The 18,222-nt window shown below is 69.9% G+C and carries 15 protein-coding genes; 8 read left to right on the top strand and 7 right to left on the bottom strand.

Annotated features, from left to right (window positions below; translation table 11 throughout):
* Position 1 precedes the first annotated feature (1 nt).
* The 5 genes from eutA to ABMY26_RS02710 form a co-directional block, all read right to left on the bottom strand.
* The gene (eutA, locus tag ABMY26_RS02730) at positions 2 to 781 is read right to left on the bottom strand and encodes an ectoine utilization protein EutA (protein ID WP_372394936.1); all 780 of its coding nucleotides are present in this window, start codon (positions 779 to 781) and stop codon (positions 2 to 4) included.
* Between the two features lie 19 nt (positions 782 to 800).
* Entirely contained in the window at positions 801 to 1,457 is a 657-nt protein-coding gene (gene ehuD / locus ABMY26_RS02725) for an ectoine/hydroxyectoine ABC transporter permease subunit EhuD (protein WP_372394935.1), read from the bottom strand.
* Positions 1,458 to 1,498: 41 nt separating this feature from the next.
* A complete protein-coding gene (ehuC, locus tag ABMY26_RS02720; RefSeq protein ID WP_372394934.1) occupies positions 1,499 to 2,158 on the bottom strand; it encodes an ectoine/hydroxyectoine ABC transporter permease subunit EhuC in 660 nt (219 codons plus the stop codon).
* Positions 2,159 to 2,194: 36 nt separating this feature from the next.
* Complete coding sequence (gene ehuA / locus ABMY26_RS02715) at positions 2,195 to 2,980, bottom strand: ectoine/hydroxyectoine ABC transporter ATP-binding protein EhuA (RefSeq protein ID WP_372394933.1); 786 nt, start codon at positions 2,978 to 2,980, stop codon at positions 2,195 to 2,197.
* 117 nt (positions 2,981 to 3,097) lie between these two features.
* Entirely contained in the window at positions 3,098 to 4,483 is a 1,386-nt protein-coding gene (locus ABMY26_RS02710) for a PLP-dependent aminotransferase family protein (RefSeq protein ID WP_372394932.1), read from the bottom strand.
* A 98-nt stretch (positions 4,484 to 4,581) separates the two neighbouring features.
* Between ABMY26_RS02710 and ABMY26_RS02705 the strand changes: the two genes are divergently transcribed.
* The 3 genes from ABMY26_RS02705 (at position 4,582) to ABMY26_RS02695 (ending at position 8,158) form a co-directional block, all read left to right on the top strand.
* Positions 4,582 to 5,091, top strand: coding sequence for an Lrp/AsnC family transcriptional regulator (locus ABMY26_RS02705; protein WP_372394931.1), 510 nt, complete (start codon positions 4,582 to 4,584; stop codon positions 5,089 to 5,091).
* A 161-nt stretch (positions 5,092 to 5,252) separates the two neighbouring features.
* Positions 5,253 to 6,746, top strand: coding sequence for an NAD-dependent succinate-semialdehyde dehydrogenase (locus tag ABMY26_RS02700; RefSeq protein ID WP_372394930.1), 1,494 nt, complete (start codon positions 5,253 to 5,255; stop codon positions 6,744 to 6,746).
* Positions 6,747 to 6,778: 32 nt separating this feature from the next.
* Complete coding sequence (locus tag ABMY26_RS02695; protein WP_372394929.1) at positions 6,779 to 8,158, top strand: aspartate aminotransferase family protein; 1,380 nt, start codon at positions 6,779 to 6,781, stop codon at positions 8,156 to 8,158.
* 13 nt (positions 8,159 to 8,171) lie between these two features.
* Here the strand turns inward: ABMY26_RS02695 and ABMY26_RS02690 are convergent, their stop codons facing one another.
* Positions 8,172 to 8,876, bottom strand: coding sequence for a hypothetical protein (locus ABMY26_RS02690; RefSeq protein ID WP_372394928.1), 705 nt, complete (start codon positions 8,874 to 8,876; stop codon positions 8,172 to 8,174).
* Positions 8,877 to 9,286: 410 nt separating this feature from the next.
* Here ABMY26_RS02690 and ABMY26_RS02685 point away from each other — a divergent pair, with 410 nt between their 5' ends.
* The 3 genes from ABMY26_RS02685 (at position 9,287) to ABMY26_RS02675 (ending at position 14,217) form a co-directional block, all read left to right on the top strand.
* A complete protein-coding gene (locus tag ABMY26_RS02685) occupies positions 9,287 to 10,204 on the top strand; it encodes a DUF6502 family protein (protein ID WP_372394927.1) in 918 nt (305 codons plus the stop codon).
* The gene (locus ABMY26_RS02680) at positions 10,201 to 11,604 is read left to right on the top strand and encodes a hypothetical protein (protein WP_372394926.1); all 1,404 of its coding nucleotides are present in this window, start codon (positions 10,201 to 10,203) and stop codon (positions 11,602 to 11,604) included. The genes ABMY26_RS02685 and ABMY26_RS02680 overlap by 4 nt, the downstream gene beginning before the upstream one ends.
* Before the next feature lie 510 nt (positions 11,605 to 12,114).
* Entirely contained in the window at positions 12,115 to 14,217 is a 2,103-nt protein-coding gene (locus ABMY26_RS02675) for a methyl-accepting chemotaxis protein (RefSeq protein ID WP_372394925.1), read from the top strand.
* Here ABMY26_RS02675 and ABMY26_RS02670 read toward each other — a convergent pair.
* Entirely contained in the window at positions 14,195 to 15,412 is a 1,218-nt protein-coding gene (locus ABMY26_RS02670) for an ROK family protein (RefSeq protein WP_372394924.1), read from the bottom strand. The two genes, ABMY26_RS02675 and ABMY26_RS02670, sit on opposite strands and share 23 nt — an antisense overlap.
* A gap of 290 nt (positions 15,413 to 15,702) precedes the next feature.
* Between ABMY26_RS02670 and ABMY26_RS02665 the strand changes: the two genes are divergently transcribed.
* The gene (locus tag ABMY26_RS02665) at positions 15,703 to 17,211 is read left to right on the top strand and encodes a sugar ABC transporter ATP-binding protein (protein ID WP_372394923.1); all 1,509 of its coding nucleotides are present in this window, start codon (positions 15,703 to 15,705) and stop codon (positions 17,209 to 17,211) included.
* Positions 17,183 to 18,217, top strand: coding sequence for an ABC transporter permease (locus tag ABMY26_RS02660; RefSeq protein ID WP_372394922.1), 1,035 nt, complete (start codon positions 17,183 to 17,185; stop codon positions 18,215 to 18,217). The genes ABMY26_RS02665 and ABMY26_RS02660 overlap by 29 nt, the downstream gene beginning before the upstream one ends.
* The last annotated feature ends 5 nt before the right edge of the window (positions 18,218 to 18,222 follow it).

Below are 18,222 nucleotides of genomic sequence, written 5' to 3'. Positions count from 1 at the left end.
CTCACGCCTCCCCCGGCAGCGGCAGGGTCATCAGCAGCCCGCCGTCCGGCCGGGGCCGGTCGTCGCCGCACAGGCGCAGCGCGGTCCAGGCGGTGGCCTGATTGCTGGTGACCACCGGACGGCCGATGATGGCCTCGATCTCCGCGGCGACGGCGGCCGAGCGCAGCGCGGTACAGGAGATGAACAGCGCGTCCGCGTCGGCTGGCATGGCCTCGACCGCGGCGCGCACCAGACTGGCTGGCACGATGCGCGCCATTTCCCGGTCGTCGTCCAGGCCGAAGCAGGTGAAGCGCGCGATGTCGAAGCCGTGCCCGGCGAAATAGGTTGCCATCGGCCGGCTGGTTTCCTCGGTGTAGGGGGTGAGCACGGCGATGCGCCGGGCACCGAGCGCCGTCAGGCCGCGCCGGGCGGCGGCGGGCGGGGTGATGACCGGAACCCCCGGCTTGACCGCCGCAATGGCGGCCTCAATCGCAGCATCGCCCATGACGACGCTGGCCGAGGTGCAGGAATAGCAGATGGCGTCCAACGGCTCGTCGGGCAGGATCAGCGCGGCACCCTCGGCAAGGCGGGGCTGCATGCGGCGCAGATTCTCCGGCGTCGTCGGGTTGGCGTAGGCAATGCGCGCGGTGTAGACGCCGATCCGCTCGCCGGAGACCATGCGGCGGAAGTCGGGTTCCGTGGTGTGGTCGGTCGCCAGCACGACCAGACCGATGCGCTTTTCGACCGGACGGGCATCGAAGGCCAGCGGCGCGGCGGAGCGCAGGATGGAAATGGGGGACATGGCTCGGGAAACTCCGGGATCAGCGGGCCGGCCGGAAACGGCGTTCCAGCATGTGGAGGGCAGGCACCGCGATCAGGCTGATGCAGAGGAACAGGACGCCGACCATCGTCATCGGCTCCAGATAGCGGTAGTTGGTGTTGGCGACGCTGCGGGCCTGGCTCATCAGCTCGATCACCGTGATGGCGGAGAGCAGCGGCGTCTCCTTGAACATCGCGACGAAGTAGTTCGCCAGCGCCGGGATCATCGGCGGGATCGCCTGCGGCAGGATGACATGCCGCCAGGTCTGGTAGGGCGTGAGGTTGCAGGCCTTCGCCGCCTCCCACTGGCCGCGTGGCGTGTTGTCGATGCCGGCGCGGAAGACCTCCGCCGTGTAGGTGGCGTAATGCAGGCCGAGCCCGATCACCCCGGCGGCCAGCGGCGACAGCAGAACGCCGAGCTCCGGCAGCACGTAGAACAGGAAATAGAGCTGCACCAGCAGGGGCGTGCCGCGGATGAACTCCACGACGAAGCCGGTGGTCCGCGCCACCGCCCGGCGTTTCGACCGGCGCAGCAGGGCGAAGCCCAGCCCGGCGGCCCCCGCCAGGATGGAGCCGAGCAGCGTGGCCAGCAACGTGATGCGCAGCCCGTCCAGTAACGTCGGCATGATCTCCCGGACGAACTCCCAGTCCCATTCCATGGCCGGTTTCCCCAGATGTGCCCGGATGTTCCGGGACAGGCTCAGATGCGAAGGCCGTCGAGGCCGCGGGACATGCGGCGCTCCAGCGCCTTCATGCCGAACGAGATCAGGCTGGCGAACACGAAATAGACGACCAGCACGGTCAGGAAGGGCAGGGCGGTGCTGCCGGTCTGCGACCGCACGACCTGCGCCTGGAAGGTGAGGTCGCTGAGCGAGATCAGCGAGACGACCGAGGTCGCCTTCAGCAGTTCGATGGCGTTGTTGCAGAAGGTCGGCACCATCACCACCATCGCCTGCGGCAGCAGGACGTGGCGCAGGCTCTGCCAGCGCGTCAGATTCAGCGCGACGCAGGCCTCGTGCTGTTCCCGCCCGATGGATTGCACCGCTGCCCGCACCACCTCCGCGCCATAGGCGCCGACATTCAGCCCGAGCGCCAGGACGCCGGCCTGCAGCGGCGTCAGCGTCACCCCGATCAGCGGCAGGACGAAATAGGCCCAGAACAGCTGGACGAAGATCGACGTGCCGCGGAAGAATTCGATGTAGGCGATGGAGACGGCGCGCACGCTGCCGAGGCGCGACAGCCGGCCCAGCCCGGCGGCGAATGCCACCGGCAGGGCCAGCGCGCAGCCCAGAACGGTCAATTCCGCCGTCACCAGCGCGCCGTTCAGCATTAAGCCCAGATAGCCGGCCCAATCAGCCATGGCGCCGAGATCTCCTGCGTTTGGAACAGTTGCGGATCAGATGCGCTGGCCGGCGGCGATGATCTTCTTCAGGAAGGCCTGGGTCCGCTCGTGGGCCGGGTTGGTGAACAGGATCTCGGGCGGTCCCTCCTCCACGATGCTGCCGCGGTCGAAGAACAGGACGCGGTCGGCGAAATCGCGGGCGAAGCTCATCTCGTGGGTCACCAGCAGCATGGTCATGTCGGTGGTGGAGCCCAGCATCCGCATGACGTTCAGCACCTCTTCCACCAGTTCGGGGTCGAGCGCCGAGGTCACCTCGTCGAACAGCATGATCCGGGGTTGCAGGGCCAGGGCGCGGGCGATGGCGACCCGCTGCTTCTGCCCGCCCGACAGCTGCGCCGGCATCGCGCGGGCCTTGTCGGCGAGCCCGACGAGGTCCAGCAGTTCCATCGCCCGGCGCTCGGCCTCGGCGGCCTTGACGCCCTTGGTCAGCATCGGCGCCAGCGTGACGTTGTCGAGCACGCATTTGTGCGGGAACAGGTTGAACAGCTGGAACACCATGCCGATCTTGGTCCGCATCCGGTGCAGGTGCGCCTCGTCGGCGGGGACCAGCCGGCCCTCGCGCTCCATATGGAACAGGTTCTCGCCGTCGATGCGGATATGGCCGCCCTCGATGGTCTCCAGCGTCATCAGCGTGCGCAGGATCGTCGTCTTGCCGGAGCCGGACGGCCCGATCAGCGCCAGCTTCTCGCCCGGCCGCACCGAAAAGCACAGATCCTTCAGCACGGTGTGCGAGCCGTAGCTCTTGGTGACGCGGTCGATGTCGATGATGGTTTCGGTCACACCGGTCTTCCCTTGTCATGGTTGGCGACCGCCGATGTGTCCAAACGATGCGGAACCTCTCAAATCATGTCAATCTGGAAAATAAAATCATGACAATATAGGCAATGTCGGAGCCGATCACATGGCGAGCAGCACCGGCTCCGGATCGCTGTTCAGCAGATTGACGATCACCCCCAGCCCGGCATGCAGTTCCGCCTCGGTGGTGGAGCCGATGGAGACGCGCAGCGCGTCGGGCCGCGTGCCGGGGCCGATGGCGAAGGCCGATCCCGGCGCCAGCGCCACGCCCTGGAGGCGGGCGTGCGACACGAAGGTCGCCTCCGGCCGCCCCTCGCCCAGCGGCAACCACAGATGCAGCCCCTCCGGATGGCTGCGGTGGGGGATCCCCTTCAGGATCAGGGCGGCCAACTCGTGCCGGCGGCGCAGGGCCTTGCGCTGCCATTCGACCATCTCCATCGCGAAGCCGCTCTCGACCCAGCGGGTGGCGATCTCGGCGACGATGGGCGTCGCGATCCAGTTGGTCACCAGATGCCGGTTGGCGACGGCGGCGAGCAGCCGGTCGGGCACCACCAGATAGCCGGTGCGCAGTCCCGGCATCACCGACTTGGTGAAGCTGGTGACGTAGAGCGTCCGTTCCGGTGCCAGCGCCGCCAGCGGCGGGCGCCGCTCGGTCAGCAGGGGGCCGAGCGGGTCGTTCTCCACGATCGACAAATTGTGGCGCCGGGCGACGCCGGCAATGTCGGCGCGTCGGGCGTCGCCCATGTATGTGGCGGTGGCGTTGATCGGATTGGGCATGACGAACAGGGCCTTGACTGTCCCATCCCGGCAGGCGGCGTCGAGCGAATCCGGCCGGATCCCCTCCTCGTCGATGGCGACGCCGCGCAGCTTGATGCCGAGATAGGAAGCCAGCGGGATCAGCGTGTGGTGCCCGACCTCCTCCGTCACCACGGTCGATCCCGGCGGGGCGGCGGCCATCAGGGCAATGGTCATGCCGGCGGTGGCGCCGTTGGTCAGGGTGACGTTGGCGGCCGTGGCCTCGACCCCGCACCGGCGCAGCCACGACACCGCCGTCGCCCGGTGGCGGGCGAACAGGGTGTTGGGGCGGAAGGACAGCACCACGGCCGGCGGCAGGCTGGCCGACAGCTCGGCCAGCGCCTGGCGCATCGCCTCGACATGCAGCGGTTCGCACACCGGCTTCAGGATCGACAGGTCGATCACCTCGTCGGTGCGCTGGGGGATGTAGGGCGGGTCGACCTCCGTCTGCGCGGCGCGGACAAAGGTGCCGCGACCGGTCTCGCCGCTGATCAGGCCGCGGCGGATCAGCTCCTCATAGGCGCGGCTGACGGTCTGGACGGAAATGCCCAATTGGTCGGCAAGCTGCCGGTGGGTCGGCAACTGCTCGCCGACCGCCAGACGGCCTTCCGTGATCGCGCGCTGCACCTGATCGGCCAGCGAGAGATAGACCGGCCTGCTCAAGGCGGATGCATCGGGGTGCCACTTTGTCATGCAACATTTCTGCTCAAAATCATCACATTTGACAATGGCGAAAAGCGCGGACATCGTCGGTCGCCACCGCAACGGACAACCAGCCCCATGGCCGCCCCATGCCCGACCTGAAGCTCGACCCCATCGACCTGCGAATCCTGGCGGAAATCCAGCGGGACGGCCGCATCACCAAGCTGGCGCTGGCAGAGCGGGTCGGGCTGTCGCCGACCCCCTGCTGGGTCCGCCTGCGCCGGCTGGAGACGGCCGGGATCGTCGTCGGCTACCATGCGCGGCTGGCGCTGCGGCAGGTGACGCCCTTCGCCATGGCGCTGGTCGAGGTGACGCTGGGCTCCCACCGCCAGGGCGATTTCGACCGGTTCGAGCGCGCGGTGCGGGCCGAGCCCGGAATCGTCTCCTGCTGGTCGGTCGGCGGCGGCGTCGATTACATCCTGCGCGTGGTGGCTCAGGACGTGGACGCCTACCAGCGCATCATCGACCGGCTGCTGGACGGGGATGCCGGGATCGACCGCTATTTCACCTACATCGTGACGCGGACGGTGAAGGACGACCCGGCCATGCCGCTGGAGGCGCTGCTGGGCGAGCAGGCCGGGCCGATCCCGCCGCGATAGAGACTTTCTCTCCGACCCCGCCCCGGCAAAGAGACACTCTCCAACAGGCGCCCCCGCTTCGGACACACTCTCCACCGCACCCCCGCTAGGATCCGGGACAGCGGCGCACCGGCGCCGATTTCCGCTTTCCGCAGCCCCCGCCTTTTGCAGGAGGTGCCCCCATGACCGCGCAGGTCTCCCGCCTGGACCGTCACGACGCCGTCGGCCGCCTGTCCGACCGCCGCCTGTTGCGCGAACTCGCCTATGTCGGCGGTCGTTGGACCGCGGCGCCGGATGGCGCCACCTTCACGGTGAGCGATCCGGCGAGTGGCCGAACCGTCGCCCGGGTCGCCGCGCTGGAGGCTGCCCAGGCGACCGCCGCGATCTCTGCCGCCGCCGCGGCCTTTCCGGCCTGGAGCGCCCGGCTGCCGCAGGATCGCGCCGCCCGCCTGCGCGACTGGTTCGACCGCATCGCCGCCGCCAGGGAGGATCTCGCCCTGCTGATGACGTTGGAGCAGGGCAAGCCGCTCGCCGAATCCCGGGGCGAGATCGACTATGCCGCCTCCTTCATCGAATGGTACGCGGAAGAGGCCAAGCGCGTGGGGGTCGAGAGCGTCGCCAGCCATCTGCCGGACGCCGAGATGCTGTTGCGGCGCGAGCCGCTGGGCGTCGTCGGGGTGGCAACGCCGTGGAACTTCCCGTCGGCGATGCTGACCCGCAAGGCGGCGGCGGCGCTGGCCGCCGGCTGTACGGTGGTGGCGCACGCCTCCTCCGCGACGCCGCTGTCGGCGCTGGCGCTGGCCGAACTGGCGGAACGGGCCGGCATCCCCGCCGGCGTCCTCAACATCCTGACCGGCGAGCCGGAGCCGCTGGTCGGCGCGCTGTGCGACGACGCCCGCGTCCGTGCCATGAGCTTCACCGGCTCGACCGAGATCGGCCGCCGCATCGCCGCCCGCTGCGCCCCGACCATGAAGCGGCTGGTGATGGAACTGGGCGGCCATGCGCCGCTGCTGGTCTTCGCCGACGCCGACCTGGACCGGGCGGTTGACATCGCCATCGATGCGAAATTCGCGACCTCCGGCCAGGATTGTCTCGCCGCCAACCGCATCTATGTGCAGCGCCCGCTGTACGAGGCCTTCTGCGCTGCCTTCACCGCCCGTACCGCGGCACTGCGCGTGGGGCCGGGGCTGGAGCCGGACGTGCAGGTCGGCCCGCTGATGCACGAAGCCGCCGTCGCCAAATGCGCAGGCCATGTCCGCGACGCGGTGGAGCGCGGCGCCCACTGCCTGGCCGGCGGCGCCGTCCATCCCGCCGGCCCGCTGTTCTACCGCCCCACCGTGCTGGCCGACGTCGCGCCGGACTCGCTGATCCTGCGCGAGGAAACCTTCGGCCCGGTCGCCGCCCTGCTGCCCTTCGACGATGAGGCGGAGGTGGTGGCCCGTGCCAACGACACCGACTACGGCCTCGTCGCCTATCTGGTGACGCGTGACGTTGGCCGCATCCTGCGCCTGTCGCGGGCGCTCCAATACGGGATGGTGGCGGTCAACCGGGTGAAGATCACCGGCGCACCGATTCCCTTCGGCGGGGTCAAGCAGTCCGGCCTGGGCCGCGAGGGCTCGCGCCACGGGCTGGAGGCCTTCACCGACCTGAAATACGTCTGCCTCGACGCCGCCTGAACCGATCGTTCCCTTTGCCGGAAAGACCCGCCATGACCGACCTGACCAACGAGCTGACCGCCTGGGACCGCGACCATTTCTTCCACCCGTCGACCCACATGGCGGCGCATGCCCGTGGCGACACGCCGACCCGCGTCATCACCGGCGGCGAGGGCGTCTACATCACCGACCGCGACGGCAAGCGCAGCCTGGACGCCTTCGCCGGCCTCTACTGCGTCAATGTCGGCTATGGGCGGCGCGAGATCGCCGACGCCATCGCCGAGCAGGCCGGCAAGCTCGCCTACTACCATGCCTATGTCGGGCACGGCAGCGAGCCGTCGATTACGCTCGCCAGGATGATCATCGACCGTGCCCCCGCCGGCATGTCGCGCGTCTATTTCGGCCTGTCGGGATCGGACGCCAACGAGACCAACATCAAGCTGGTCTGGTACTACAACAACATCCTTGGCCGGCCGGAGAAGAAGAAGATCATCTCGCGCTGGCGCGGCTACCATGGCTCCGGCGTGATGACCGGCAGCCTGACCGGGCTGGAGCTGTTCCACAAGGCCTTCGACCTGCCGCGCCCGCCGGTTTTGCACACCGAGGCGCCCTATTACTTCCGCCGGCCCGACCGCTCAATGACGGAGGAGCAATTCTCCCAGCACTGCGCCGACCGGCTGGAGGAGATGATCCTTGCGGAGGGTCCGGACACCGTCGCCGCCTTCATCGGCGAACCGGTCCTGGGCACCGGCGGCATCGTGCCCCCTCCCGCCGGCTATTGGGAGAAAATCCAGGCGGTGCTTGCCAAGTACGACATATTGCTGATCGCGGACGAGGTTGTGACCGGGTTCGGCCGGCTCGGCAGCCCATTCGGCTCCGACCATTACGGCATCAGGCCGGACCTGATCACCATCGCCAAGGGCCTGACCTCCGCCTATGCGCCGCTGTCGGGCGTGATCGTGGGCGAACGGGTGTGGAAGGTGCTGGAGGCGGGATCGGACCAACTCGGCCCCATCGGCCATGGCTGGACCTATTCGGCGCATCCGCTCTGTGCGGCGGCCGGCGTGGCGAACCTGGAACTGATCGACACGCTCGATCTGGTGACCAACGCGCGCGAAACCGGGGGCTATTTCCGGACCGCGCTGGCCGACGCGCTGGGGAGCCACCCGCTGGTCGGCGAGGTGCGCGGCGAGGGCATGCTGGCGGCGGTGGAGTTCGTCGCCGACCGGGACGATCGCCGCTTCTTCCCTGCCGACGCCAAGGTCGGGCCGCGCCTGTCCGCCGCGCTGCTGGAGCAGGGCGTCATCGCCCGCGCCATGCCGCAGGGCGACATCCTGGGTTTCGCCCCGCCGCTCTGCCTCACTCGGGAGGAGGCCGACATCGTGGTTTCCGCGACGGCCAAGGCGGTGACGGCGGTTGCCGCCACGCTTTGAACCTATCCAGGTCCTAAAAAAGGTCGGCGGCGGGCGTCAGGCCCGCCGTGACCTGCCGGCCGCGATGCCAGTTGGCGGCGGCCTGTGTGGCGGCACGCATCGCGGCGACGCCGATCAGCGACGCGGCGACGAACTGGGCGGGCTGAAGGGTGCCGCGCAACAGCAGCGCCGCGGCCAGCCCGACGACCAGAACCTGATAGACGGTTTCGCAGAAGCGCAGGCCGGCCAGGAAGGAGTCGGCGCAACCGAAGCTGCCGGCCCCGCCCTGCCGGCCGAAGGCGGAACCGTCGGCCGGGGAGGCGGGCGCTCCGGTGGCGCCGACCGCGATCATCGCCGCCGCCGCGGCGACGCCGGCCAGCGCCAAGGCTCCCGGAAGCGGGTGCACCATAACCAGCACCGCGATGTGGACCGGCGCCCACGCCGCGTCCGGCATCCATATCCGCTCGAACCAGGCCGATGCTCCGCCGGCCGGCACCAGCCGAGCCAGTTCCCGCGTCCGGGCGAAATCGAGCAGGGCATGCAGGGCGAACAGTCCCAGCGCGATGGCGACCAGAAGCAGCAGGCCGCCGTCGCCGGCATCGGTCCACAAGGCGTCCTGCAGCGGCAGGCCGTACAGCGCGCTTCCGGCCACCAGAAGATTCGCCAGAGCCCCGAACAGGCAGCTGCGGATCAGGGCGGAGCGGTTCGCAGCCGCGTGTCGGGCGGTGGACGACGCCATGGCGGACGCTCGCATTCGGAAGGGAAGGACCGAGGAGGTGAACCGCATTGCCGAATCCGGTGCCTCGTCGGGGGCGTCCCGGCCGAAGGGATTGTCGTTGGAGGTCAGGCTCATGCCGTAGTACGGCCGGATGGCCGCTCCTCAACCTGGGGTCCACAGGAGATCATGGATGTCCAGGGGCGGCTGCCCGCCCCGAAACCGTCCATGTCCGGCATGATGCGTGGGAAAAATTCCCACATCAAGTGAAAAGGTGATTCCCTTTCGGCCGACCCGCGCTATGGTGATGCCAGCCAAGGGGCCCGCTCCACAGCCATGGCGTCCCGTTCCCGCAGCCCCGGAGTGTCTGGCGCGTGCCGACCCGCAGCCCCGATCCTGACCATCCGAAAGGGACCGCTGCGTCCGGGGCCGGCATGGTCGGCCCCCCCGGGCAACCCGCCGTACCGCCGCCTGCGGTGCTGACGGCGGTACGGCGGGTGCTGGTTCCGCTGGTGCGGACGCTGATCGGATTCGGTATCTCCTGGCCGATGCTGGCGAACCTGCTGAAGTCGGTGTATGTCGAGGTGGCGGAGCGAGCCTTCGCGCTGCCTGGAAAGCAGATGACCGACAGCCGCATCACCCTGCTGACCGGCGTCCACCGCAAGGATGTCAGCCAGTTCCGCAACGCTCCCGCCAAGGCGGACGGGGCGGCGGCGGAAGAGGCGGCGGCCGCCGCGCCGTCGCTGGGTTCGCAGGTGTTGAGCCGCTGGATGGCGCATCCCGACTACCGCGACGCGGACGGGTGCCCCCGTGCTCTGCCCCGCAGCAGCGGGACCGGAGGGGAAGCCAGCTTCGAAACGCTGGTCACCGGCATCAGCAAGGACATCCGTCCCCGCGCCCTGCTGGATGAACTGCTGCATGCCGGGCTGGTGGCGGAGCGGGCGGACGGGCTGCTCCGCCTCGTCGAGGCGGCGCATGTGCCGCGCGGCGACCTTGACAAGCTCGCCTATTACTATGGCCGCAATCTCGCCGACCACCTTGCGGCATCCGGCCATAATCTGGCCGGCGGCCTGCCGCCCTTCCTGGAACGGGCGCTGGCCTATGACGGGTTGAGCCCCGAGTCCATCGCCGTGCTGCGCGGCGAGGCCGACCGGATGGGCATGGCCATGCTGGTCGAGCTCAATCGGATGGCGGCGGACCTCGCCGACGGAGATGCCGGCCGCGACGACGCGTGCCACCGCTTCACCGCCGGCCTGTACCTCTATGACGAGAGGGAGGCACTGGCCGTTCCCGCTGGTCCCGCGGATCCCGACCGCGGCCCCGCCACCGGAGGGGGGGCGGCCGCATCGTGACCCGCCATTCAGCCCGTTTCCTTCTGTTCACGCTGATGCTGGTCGCCACCGGCTGCGCTCCGACCTGGAATGCCGGGCCGGACGACAGGGCGGCCGACCGCGGAATCGGCGGTACCGGCATCGCCGTCACCGACCGGGGGATCGGCGGCACCGGCATCGTCGGCACCGTCACCGCCTTCGGCAGCGTCTGGGTGAACGGGCTGCGGGTCGATCTGCCGGCGACCACGCCGGTGCGGATCGAGGGCAGGCCGGCGGCGCCCGCCGACATCCGGATCGGGCATACCGTGGCCATGACCGCCGATGCCGGCGGACCGACTGGCTTGACGGCGCGGACCCTGGACGTGCGCTTCGCGGTGGCCGGCCCGGTGGAGCGGGTGGACGCCGGCACGTCCGCCGAGGATGCCCCTGCGGGCGGCGTGGTGATGGGCCAGCGCATCGACGCCGCCGATGCGGAGGGGCGCACGGCGTTCAGCCCCGGACGCTGGGTCGCCGTCTCCGGCCTGCGCCGTCCCGATGGCGCGATCGACGCCAGCCGTGTCGATGCCTGGGATCCCGCCGCGGGCTGGGTGCTGCGCGGACGGCTCGACGCCGTCACCCCCACGACCCTGACCGTGGCCGGGCTGACGCTGGCGCGTGGCCATACGCTGGGCGGCGTGCTGCCGGCGGTGGGCAGCCTGGTGCGGGTCGCCGGCTCCGCCGCATCGGGAGGATCGGCGCTGGTCCTGGCGCCGGATCCGTTCAACCCGTTCGGAACGACGGTCAACGCCCTGTCGGTGGAAATCTATGTCGACGAAACCGGGCAGACCGCCACGCCTGACGGACCGCGCATCGACCGATCGGCCGGCACGACGGCTCCGGCCCGGGTAGTGATCGACAGCGTGGTGACGTCCGGCGGCGACATCGGCCGAAGCCGGGCCTTCGGCGCTCCCCGGATGGGCAACCGGTCGGTTCCCGGAGCCGATGCCGCTGCGCGTGCCGCCGGTCTGGCGCGCGAGGGCATGCGCTCGGACGGCCCGCCGGGCATGGACGCACCTGGCATGGAAGCTCCGAACGAGGGCATGCGCGCCCCGCGCGGTTTCGGCATCCCCGGTCCGGGCGCCGGATGGGGGACTCCACCCGACGGCGACGGCCGCGACGGCACGGCCCCGGAAGGCGATGTCGCGGGCGGCAAGCTGTCCGGCCTTGCGCGCGCCGCCAATGCGCTGTCCGCAGCATCGCCGTCTGACCGGTCCGGCCCCGCGTTCGGAGGGCTGGCGAATGGACCGCGCACCGGGCCGGGCATTGGTGCAGGCGGCTTCGGCCGCGGCGGTGGTTTCCATGGCGGACATCCGGGGCGGGCTGGCAGAGGACCAAGTGGCGGACCGGGTGGCGGCCGCGGAAATTCCGGGCGGGGCGGCTGAGCGGGGCGGTGCGAAGCCATACCCCGTTACAGGACAGGATACTGAGTTGGCCCGGTATCCGCCTGTGCGTCCGGTCGCGGCTGGAAGCAAAGACTTCCGCAGATCATTACGGCGCAACCGCCAACTTTCCGCAGGATTTCTTTGTTCAGACAGTTCTGGCGAAGATCTTTTCGCCATGCCCTCGATCTGCTGCGGCATTTTGATCCATGCCTTCGAAACACTCTGCCTGGTCGGCAGGAATTAAGCTAGAATACTAATATATCAACAGTGAAAGAGAATGCCGGGGCAGGCAGGATTCATCCTGTCGCCAGGGCCTGCCGCCAGGGCCTGCCGATAGAACGCGTCAACAGGGGTATGCCGGAACGGCGTTTCGGCTTCGTGGAAAATCCCAGCCCAGGCAACGGGCCGGTCCTGGACCGGTCCGGACGAGCCCGGCCGCCCAAGTGAACGCTCCCCTGCGGCTCCCCTCAAGCTCCGGCCCCAACCTCTTCGCATACACGGGAATCGACCATGATCACGCTCCTTTCGCGGCTGTCGATCCGCGCCACCCTTGGACTGGTCGTCGCAGCGCTGGGGTTGCTGCTGATCGCAACCAGCACCCACACATTGATCGACGTGGTGGACCGTACGCGCAACGCCCAACGGGTGGCCGCGCTCAGCGAGACCAGCCGCGACCTGCTCCGCACATTGCTGGCGATCCGGCTGGAGCGGGGGTTGGTGGGGCCGGCGCTGGGGGCGGATGAGGCGGCCGGGGACGGCGACCTGCGCCAGATCGCCGCCAACCGCGAGGTGGCGGAAACCGGCTATGCCGCCATCGCCGCCAAGCTCGACGGGCTTACCCTGCCGGGCCTGCCGGCGGCGGCCGGGGCGTTGCGCGCCGCCCATGACCGGCTGTCCGCCCTCCGCCAGCAGGCGGACACCGCGATCCGCCAGCGCAAGGCGTTGCGCGACCCGGCGGCCGCCGTGGCCTGGGCGACGGTACCGGTCGCCTATCTGGACGCGCTGACCGCCGCCACCGACCTGCTCGACGGCTCGCTGAAGCTGGCGGATCCGATGGTCGATCACCTGCTGGCGATCAAGCGTGCCGCCTGGAACACCCGGCTGAATGCCGGCGGCATGTCCCTGCGCATCCAGACCGCGGTCGCCACCGGACAGGCCTGGACGCCGGCCGACTCGCTGGCGGTGTCCGAGGCGTCGGGCCGCATGGTGCAGGCCTGGGCGCTGGTGAGCGAATCCGTTGCCCTTCCCGACACGCCCGGCACCATCCGCGAGGCGGTGGAGAAGGCGAAGGTCAATTTCGAAGGTCCGCTGGTCGAGCAGCGCAAGGCGGTGCTGGCAGCGCTGGCCGAGGGGCGCCCCTCCCCGATGGAGATCGGAACATTGCGCCGGCAGGATACGACGAGCCAGGGCTACATCGTCGATGCCGCGCAGGCTGCGGTGGATCTGATGGTGGACCGGTCCGAGGCGCAGGCGGCGCGTGCGGCGCGCGATGCCGTCATCGCCGGGCTGCTGGTGGCCGCCGCCGTCGTACTGACCGTCGCCGGGCTGCTCGTCGCCAAATACCGGGTGAGCGGACCCATCCACGCCATGACCGAGGCGATGCGCCGTCTGGCGGAACGCGACATGGCGGTGGCGATTCCCGGCCTGGGCCGCGGCGACGAGATCGGCGGCATGGCCGCGGCGGTCACCGTCTTCCGCGACAGCATGATCACCGCCGACCGGCTCGCCGCCGAACAGGAACGGGAGCGGGCCGCCAAGGAGCGGCGCGCGGCACAGCTGGAAACGCTGATGCATGATTTCGACGCCAAGGCGATGAACATCGTCGAGACCGTCGCGTCCGCCGCCACGCAGATGCAGGGCACCGCCGACGCGATGTCCGGCACCGCCGCCCAGGCGGGCGCGCAGGCGACCGCCGTCGCCGCGGCCTCCGAACAGGCGTCGGCCAACGTGCAGACCGTCGCCTCGGCGACGGAGGAGCTGTCGGCCTCCATCCTGGAGATCGGCCGTCAGGTCGCGGCCTCCACCCGCATCTCGGGCGAGGCGGTGGCCCAGGCCGAGCGGACCGATGCCACCATGCGCATCCTGGTGGAGGCCGCCGACCAGATCGGTCAGGTGGTGGAGATGATCAACAGCATCGCCGGCCAGACCAACCTGCTGGCGCTGAACGCCACCATCGAGGCGGCGCGCGCCGGGGAGGCCGGCAAGGGCTTCGCCGTCGTCGCCGGCGAGGTGAAGGCGCTGGCCAGCCAGACCGCCCGCGCCACCGACGAGATCCAGGCGAAGGTGCGGGAGATCCAGCAGGCGACCGGCGGCGCCCAGGAGGCCATCCAGGGCATCGGCCAGACCATCGACCGGATCAGCGGCATCACCGGCGCCATCGCCGCCGCCATCGAGGAGCAGGGCGCCGCGACCCGCGACATCGCCAGCAACGTGACCGAGGCGGCCCGCGGCACCAGCGCGGTGTCCTCCACCATCGTCGGTGTCAACCATGCGGTGCAGGAGACCGGCTCCGCCGCGACCGAGGTGCTCGACGCAGCCAGCAGCCTGGCGCGCGAGGCGGAAACCCTGCGCGGCGAGGTGGCGTCCTTCATCACCGCGGTGCGGGCGGCCTGACGCCGGCGCCCGCCAGCATGGTTTCCTGCACCGCCATCACCGCCGCCCCGATCACGCCGGCACTTTCCATCTCCGGCACGAACTGGATGTCGAGATGGCGGGTGGAAAGCGCGAGCGACCGCTGGTAGACGCTCTGGCGGATCGAGGCCAGCAGCAGGGGGCCGATCAGGGCGACGCCGCCGCCGATGAAGATGTGCGACGGATTGAAGAAATTCACCACCGCCGCCAGCATCCGGCCGACCAGCCCGCCCGCCTGCTGGACGATGGCGTTGGCCGCGGCGTCGCCGGCCCGGCTGGCGGTGCCGAGATCGACCGGGGTTAGGCGGCCGTTGCGGTCGAGCAGCTCCTTCAGGCGCGGGCTCTCGCCGGCACGGGCGGCCTCCTCCGCCATGCGGGCGATGGCCGGGCCGGCCGCCATCGCCTCGACGCAGCCGGCATTGCCGCAATGGCAGATCGGGCCGACCGGATCGACGCAGATATGGCCGACGTCGCCCGCCGACCCGTCCCGCCCGCGATAGACCGAGCCGTGGCAGATGATGCCACAGCCGATGCCGGTGCCGATCCGGATCACCAGGAAATTCTGCAATTGGCCGCGCAGGCGCCAATGGGTGCCGAGCGCCATGATGTTCACGTCGTTGTCGACGAAGACGGGTGCCGGATAATCCTGCGCCAGGCAGTCGCGGATCGAGAAGCTCTCCCACCCCGGCAGCAACGGCGGATTGACCAGCATGCCGCTGTCGAAGGCGACCGGCCCCGGCACGCCGACGCCGATTCCCAGCAACCGGGCGGCATCGATGCCGCAGCGCTCCCGCGCGTCGCGCAGCAGAGCCCGCACGCGGGCGAACACCGCGGCCGGACCGTCGCGGACGTCGGCCGGTTCCGACCGGTGATCCAGCACGGTCATGTCGGGGGCGAGCAAGGCCACGTCGATGCTGGTGGCGCCGATGTCGATGCCGGCCAGCACCCCCATCCGGTGGCTGAGACGCAGCACCTCCGGCCGCCGCCCGCCGGACGAGGGTTGCACCCCGCCTTCCTCGATCAGCTCGCGCCCGATCAGGCTGGATATCGCGAGGTTCGCCTTGCTCTTGGAGAAATCGACCGAGGCCGCCAGCTCGCCGCGCGACAGGCCGCCCGACCAGAACAGCCGCTCCAGCAGGGCGCGTTCGCCGTCCGACAGGCGTTGCCAGTCAACCATTGTCCAATGCCATCGTCCAATGGCCTTTCGCTGATTCCGGGGGCGCCCCTTCCTATCACGGCCTGCCCACTTTTGCCAAATTATGTTCGAAGTCGACCATTGTCCGGTCAAAGGGGCAGGCATAAGATCAGCGTAACGGACGAAGCGGCGGTCGCGATTTCCAGACGGACACCCCGGACTGGGATCCCGGACGACACGCTCCGCAGTGGGAGAAACGTCATGGACGGTGTGTTTCACGCGTCCGCCGCGGGATTGCGGCCGGCGGGGCGGCCGCTCCGGGATGCGGCGCCATGAGCCTGCATATCGCCTTCGACGGCATCACCAAGGAATTCGGCGCCGTGCGCGTGCTGCACGGCGTCGGCTTCGAGCTGCATCCGGGCCGGGTGCATGGGCTGCTGGGCGAGAACGGCGCCGGCAAATCGACGCTGATGAAGATCCTCGGCGGCTATCACGCGCCGACCGCCGGCACGTTGCGCATCGACGGCGAGGCGGTGCGCTTCAAGAGCTCGCGCGAGGCGGAAGCGCGCGGGATCGTGCTGATCCACCAGGAACTGAGCCTCGCCGACGATCTGACCGTCACCCAGAACATGTTCCTGGGCCACGAGATCAGGCGCGGCTGGCTGCTGGACGAGCGCGCGATGCGCGAACGCGCCGCCCAGGCGCTGCGGCAGGTCGGTTTCGACGGCGATCCCGACGCCAAGGTCCGCGAACTGATCGTCGCCGAGAAGCAGTTGGTCGAGATCGCCAAGGCGCAGCTGCGCAACGCCCGCCTGCTGATCATGGACGAGCCGACCGCCAGCCTGACGCCGTCCGAATGCGACCGGCTGTTCGGCCTGATCGGACGGCTCAAGCAGGATGGCGTGACCATCGTCTACATCTCGCACAAGCTGGACGAGGTGGAACGCATCACCGACGAGGTGATCGTGATGCGCGACGGCCGCTTCGTCGCCCGCGCCCCCACGTCCGAGACGCCGCGCCAGCGCATGGCGACGCTGATGGTCGGCCGCGAGCTGACCGACATGTTCCCGGACAAGCGCATCGTGCCCACCACAGGCCAACCCAACACCGGCCGGCCGCTGATGGCGGTGCGCGGCCTGACCGTGCCCGGCTGGGCCGAGGATGTCGGCTTCGAGCTCCATCCCGGCGAGATCCTGGGCTTCGCCGGGCTGGTCGGCGCCGGCCGCACCGAACTGTTCGAGGGCATCCTCGGTCTGCGCCCGCGCAGTTCCGGCACCATCGAGATCGAGGGCAGGGCGGTGGAGCTGCGCAACCCGCGCGAGGCGATGCGCAGCGGCCTGACCTATCTCAGCGAGGACCGCAAGGGCAAGGGGCTGCATGTCGGCATGAGCCTGCGCGACAACCTGACCCTGATGACGCTGCGCCACCATGCCCATCCGCTGCTGTCGCCCGCCTCGGAGGACAAGGCGCTGGAGCATGCGGTTGCCTCCTTCGGCATCCGCGGCGACCCCGGGGGCATCGCGTCCTCGCTGTCCGGCGGCAACCAGCAGAAGCTGGCCATCGCCAAGTTCCTGGAGCCGAGCCCTCGCGTCTTCGTGCTGGACGAGCCGACCCGCGGCGTCGATGTCGGCGCCAAGCGGGACATCTATTTCCTGATCGCGCGGCTGGCCGCCGAAGGGCGCGGCGTGATCGTGATCTCGTCGGAGCTGATCGAACTGATCGGGCTCTGTCACCGGGTGATCGTGATGCGCGGACGCCGGGTGGCCGCGACCGTGCCCGCCGACCGGCTCAGCGAAGAGGAGTTGATTGCCCATGCCATCGGCACCCACACCCGTCACTGAGACACCGGCCAGCGAGGCCGCGCCGGATCGCGCGGCTCCGCGCAAGCCCGCACGGCGCTTCGACCCGCACCGTTTCGGGCCGGTCATCGGGCTCGTGCTGCTGTTGATCGTCGGCACGGCGCTGAATCCCGATTTCGCGACCTGGGACAACCTGATGAACGTGCTGACCCGCACGGCCTTCATCGGGATCATCTCCATCGGCATGTGCTTCGTCATCATCTCCGGCGGGATCGACCTGTCGGTCGGGTCGATGGCGGCGCTGATCGCCGGCGGCATGATCCTGCTGATGAATGCGCTGGCGGGAGCGGTCGGCTCGCCGCTCGCGGTGGTGGCGCTGGGCATGCTGTTTGCGGTGGCGCTGGGCGGCGGCTTCGGCATGGCGCATGGCTACCTGATCACCCGCGGGCGGATCGAACCGTTCATCGTCACGCTGGGCACGCTCGGCATCTTCCGCGCCGTGCTGACGTGGCTGGCCGACGGCGGCGCCATCACGCTGGACAACGACCTGTCGGAGGTCTACGGCCCGGTCTATTACGGCAGCCTGCTCGGCATTCCGGTCCCGGTCTGGGTGTTCCTGGCGGTTGCGGTCGCCGGGGCGGTGCTGCTGAACCGGACGGCCTTCGGCCGCTATGTCCAGGCCATCGGCTCCAACGAGCAGGTGGCGCGCTTCGCCGCCGTCGACGTCGACCGGGTGAAGCTGCTGACCTACGGGTTGCTGGGGGCCTGCGTCGGCATCGCCACGGTGCTGTACGTGCCACGGCTGGGCTCCGCCTCGCCCACCACCGGCCTGTTGTGGGAGCTGGAGGCGATTGCCGCGGTGATCGTCGGCGGCACCTCCTTCAAGGGCGGCGAGGGCCGGATCGCCGGCACGGTGATCGGTGCCGTGCTGCTGTCGGTCATCGCCAACATCCTGAACCTGACCAGCATCATCAGCGTGTACCTGAACGCGGCGGTGCAGGGCTGCGTCATCATCGCCGTCGCCTTCCTGCAGCGCCGGCGGCCTTGAGACCA

The sequence above is a fragment of the Azospirillum sp. HJ39 genome, assembly GCF_041507355.1.
Taxonomy (GTDB): Bacteria; Pseudomonadota; Alphaproteobacteria; order Azospirillales; family Azospirillaceae; genus Azospirillum; species Azospirillum thiophilum.
The sequence above is the reverse complement of the archived record's forward strand: the minus strand, read 5'-3'. Positions and strand labels throughout refer to the sequence as shown.

Excerpts from the sequence above, each read along its gene's own strand:
- eutA (WP_372394936.1), bottom strand. The coding sequence starts at position 781 with ATGTCCCCCATTTCCATCCTGCGCTCCGCCGCGCCGCTGGCCTTCGAT.
- ehuD (WP_372394935.1), bottom strand. The coding sequence starts at position 1,457 with ATGGAATGGGACTGGGAGTTCGTCCGGGAGATCATGCCGACGTTACTG.
- ehuC (WP_372394934.1), bottom strand. The coding sequence starts at position 2,158 with ATGGCTGATTGGGCCGGCTATCTGGGCTTAATGCTGAACGGCGCGCTG.
- ABMY26_RS02710 (WP_372394932.1), bottom strand. The coding sequence starts at position 4,483 with ATGACAAAGTGGCACCCCGATGCATCCGCCTTGAGCAGGCCGGTCTAT.
- ABMY26_RS02705 (WP_372394931.1), top strand. The coding sequence starts at position 4,582 with ATGCCCGACCTGAAGCTCGACCCCATCGACCTGCGAATCCTGGCGGAA.
- ABMY26_RS02700 (WP_372394930.1), top strand. The coding sequence starts at position 5,253 with ATGACCGCGCAGGTCTCCCGCCTGGACCGTCACGACGCCGTCGGCCGC.
- ABMY26_RS02695 (WP_372394929.1), top strand. The coding sequence starts at position 6,779 with ATGACCGACCTGACCAACGAGCTGACCGCCTGGGACCGCGACCATTTC.
- ABMY26_RS02690 (WP_372394928.1), bottom strand. The coding sequence starts at position 8,876 with ATGGCGTCGTCCACCGCCCGACACGCGGCTGCGAACCGCTCCGCCCTG.
- ABMY26_RS02685 (WP_372394927.1), top strand. The coding sequence starts at position 9,287 with ATGGTCGGCCCCCCCGGGCAACCCGCCGTACCGCCGCCTGCGGTGCTG.
- ABMY26_RS02675 (WP_372394925.1), top strand. The coding sequence starts at position 12,115 with ATGATCACGCTCCTTTCGCGGCTGTCGATCCGCGCCACCCTTGGACTG.
- ABMY26_RS02670 (WP_372394924.1), bottom strand. The coding sequence starts at position 15,412 with ATGGTTGACTGGCAACGCCTGTCGGACGGCGAACGCGCCCTGCTGGAG.
- ABMY26_RS02665 (WP_372394923.1), top strand. The coding sequence starts at position 15,703 with ATGAGCCTGCATATCGCCTTCGACGGCATCACCAAGGAATTCGGCGCC.
- ABMY26_RS02660 (WP_372394922.1), top strand. The coding sequence starts at position 17,183 with ATGCCATCGGCACCCACACCCGTCACTGAGACACCGGCCAGCGAGGCC.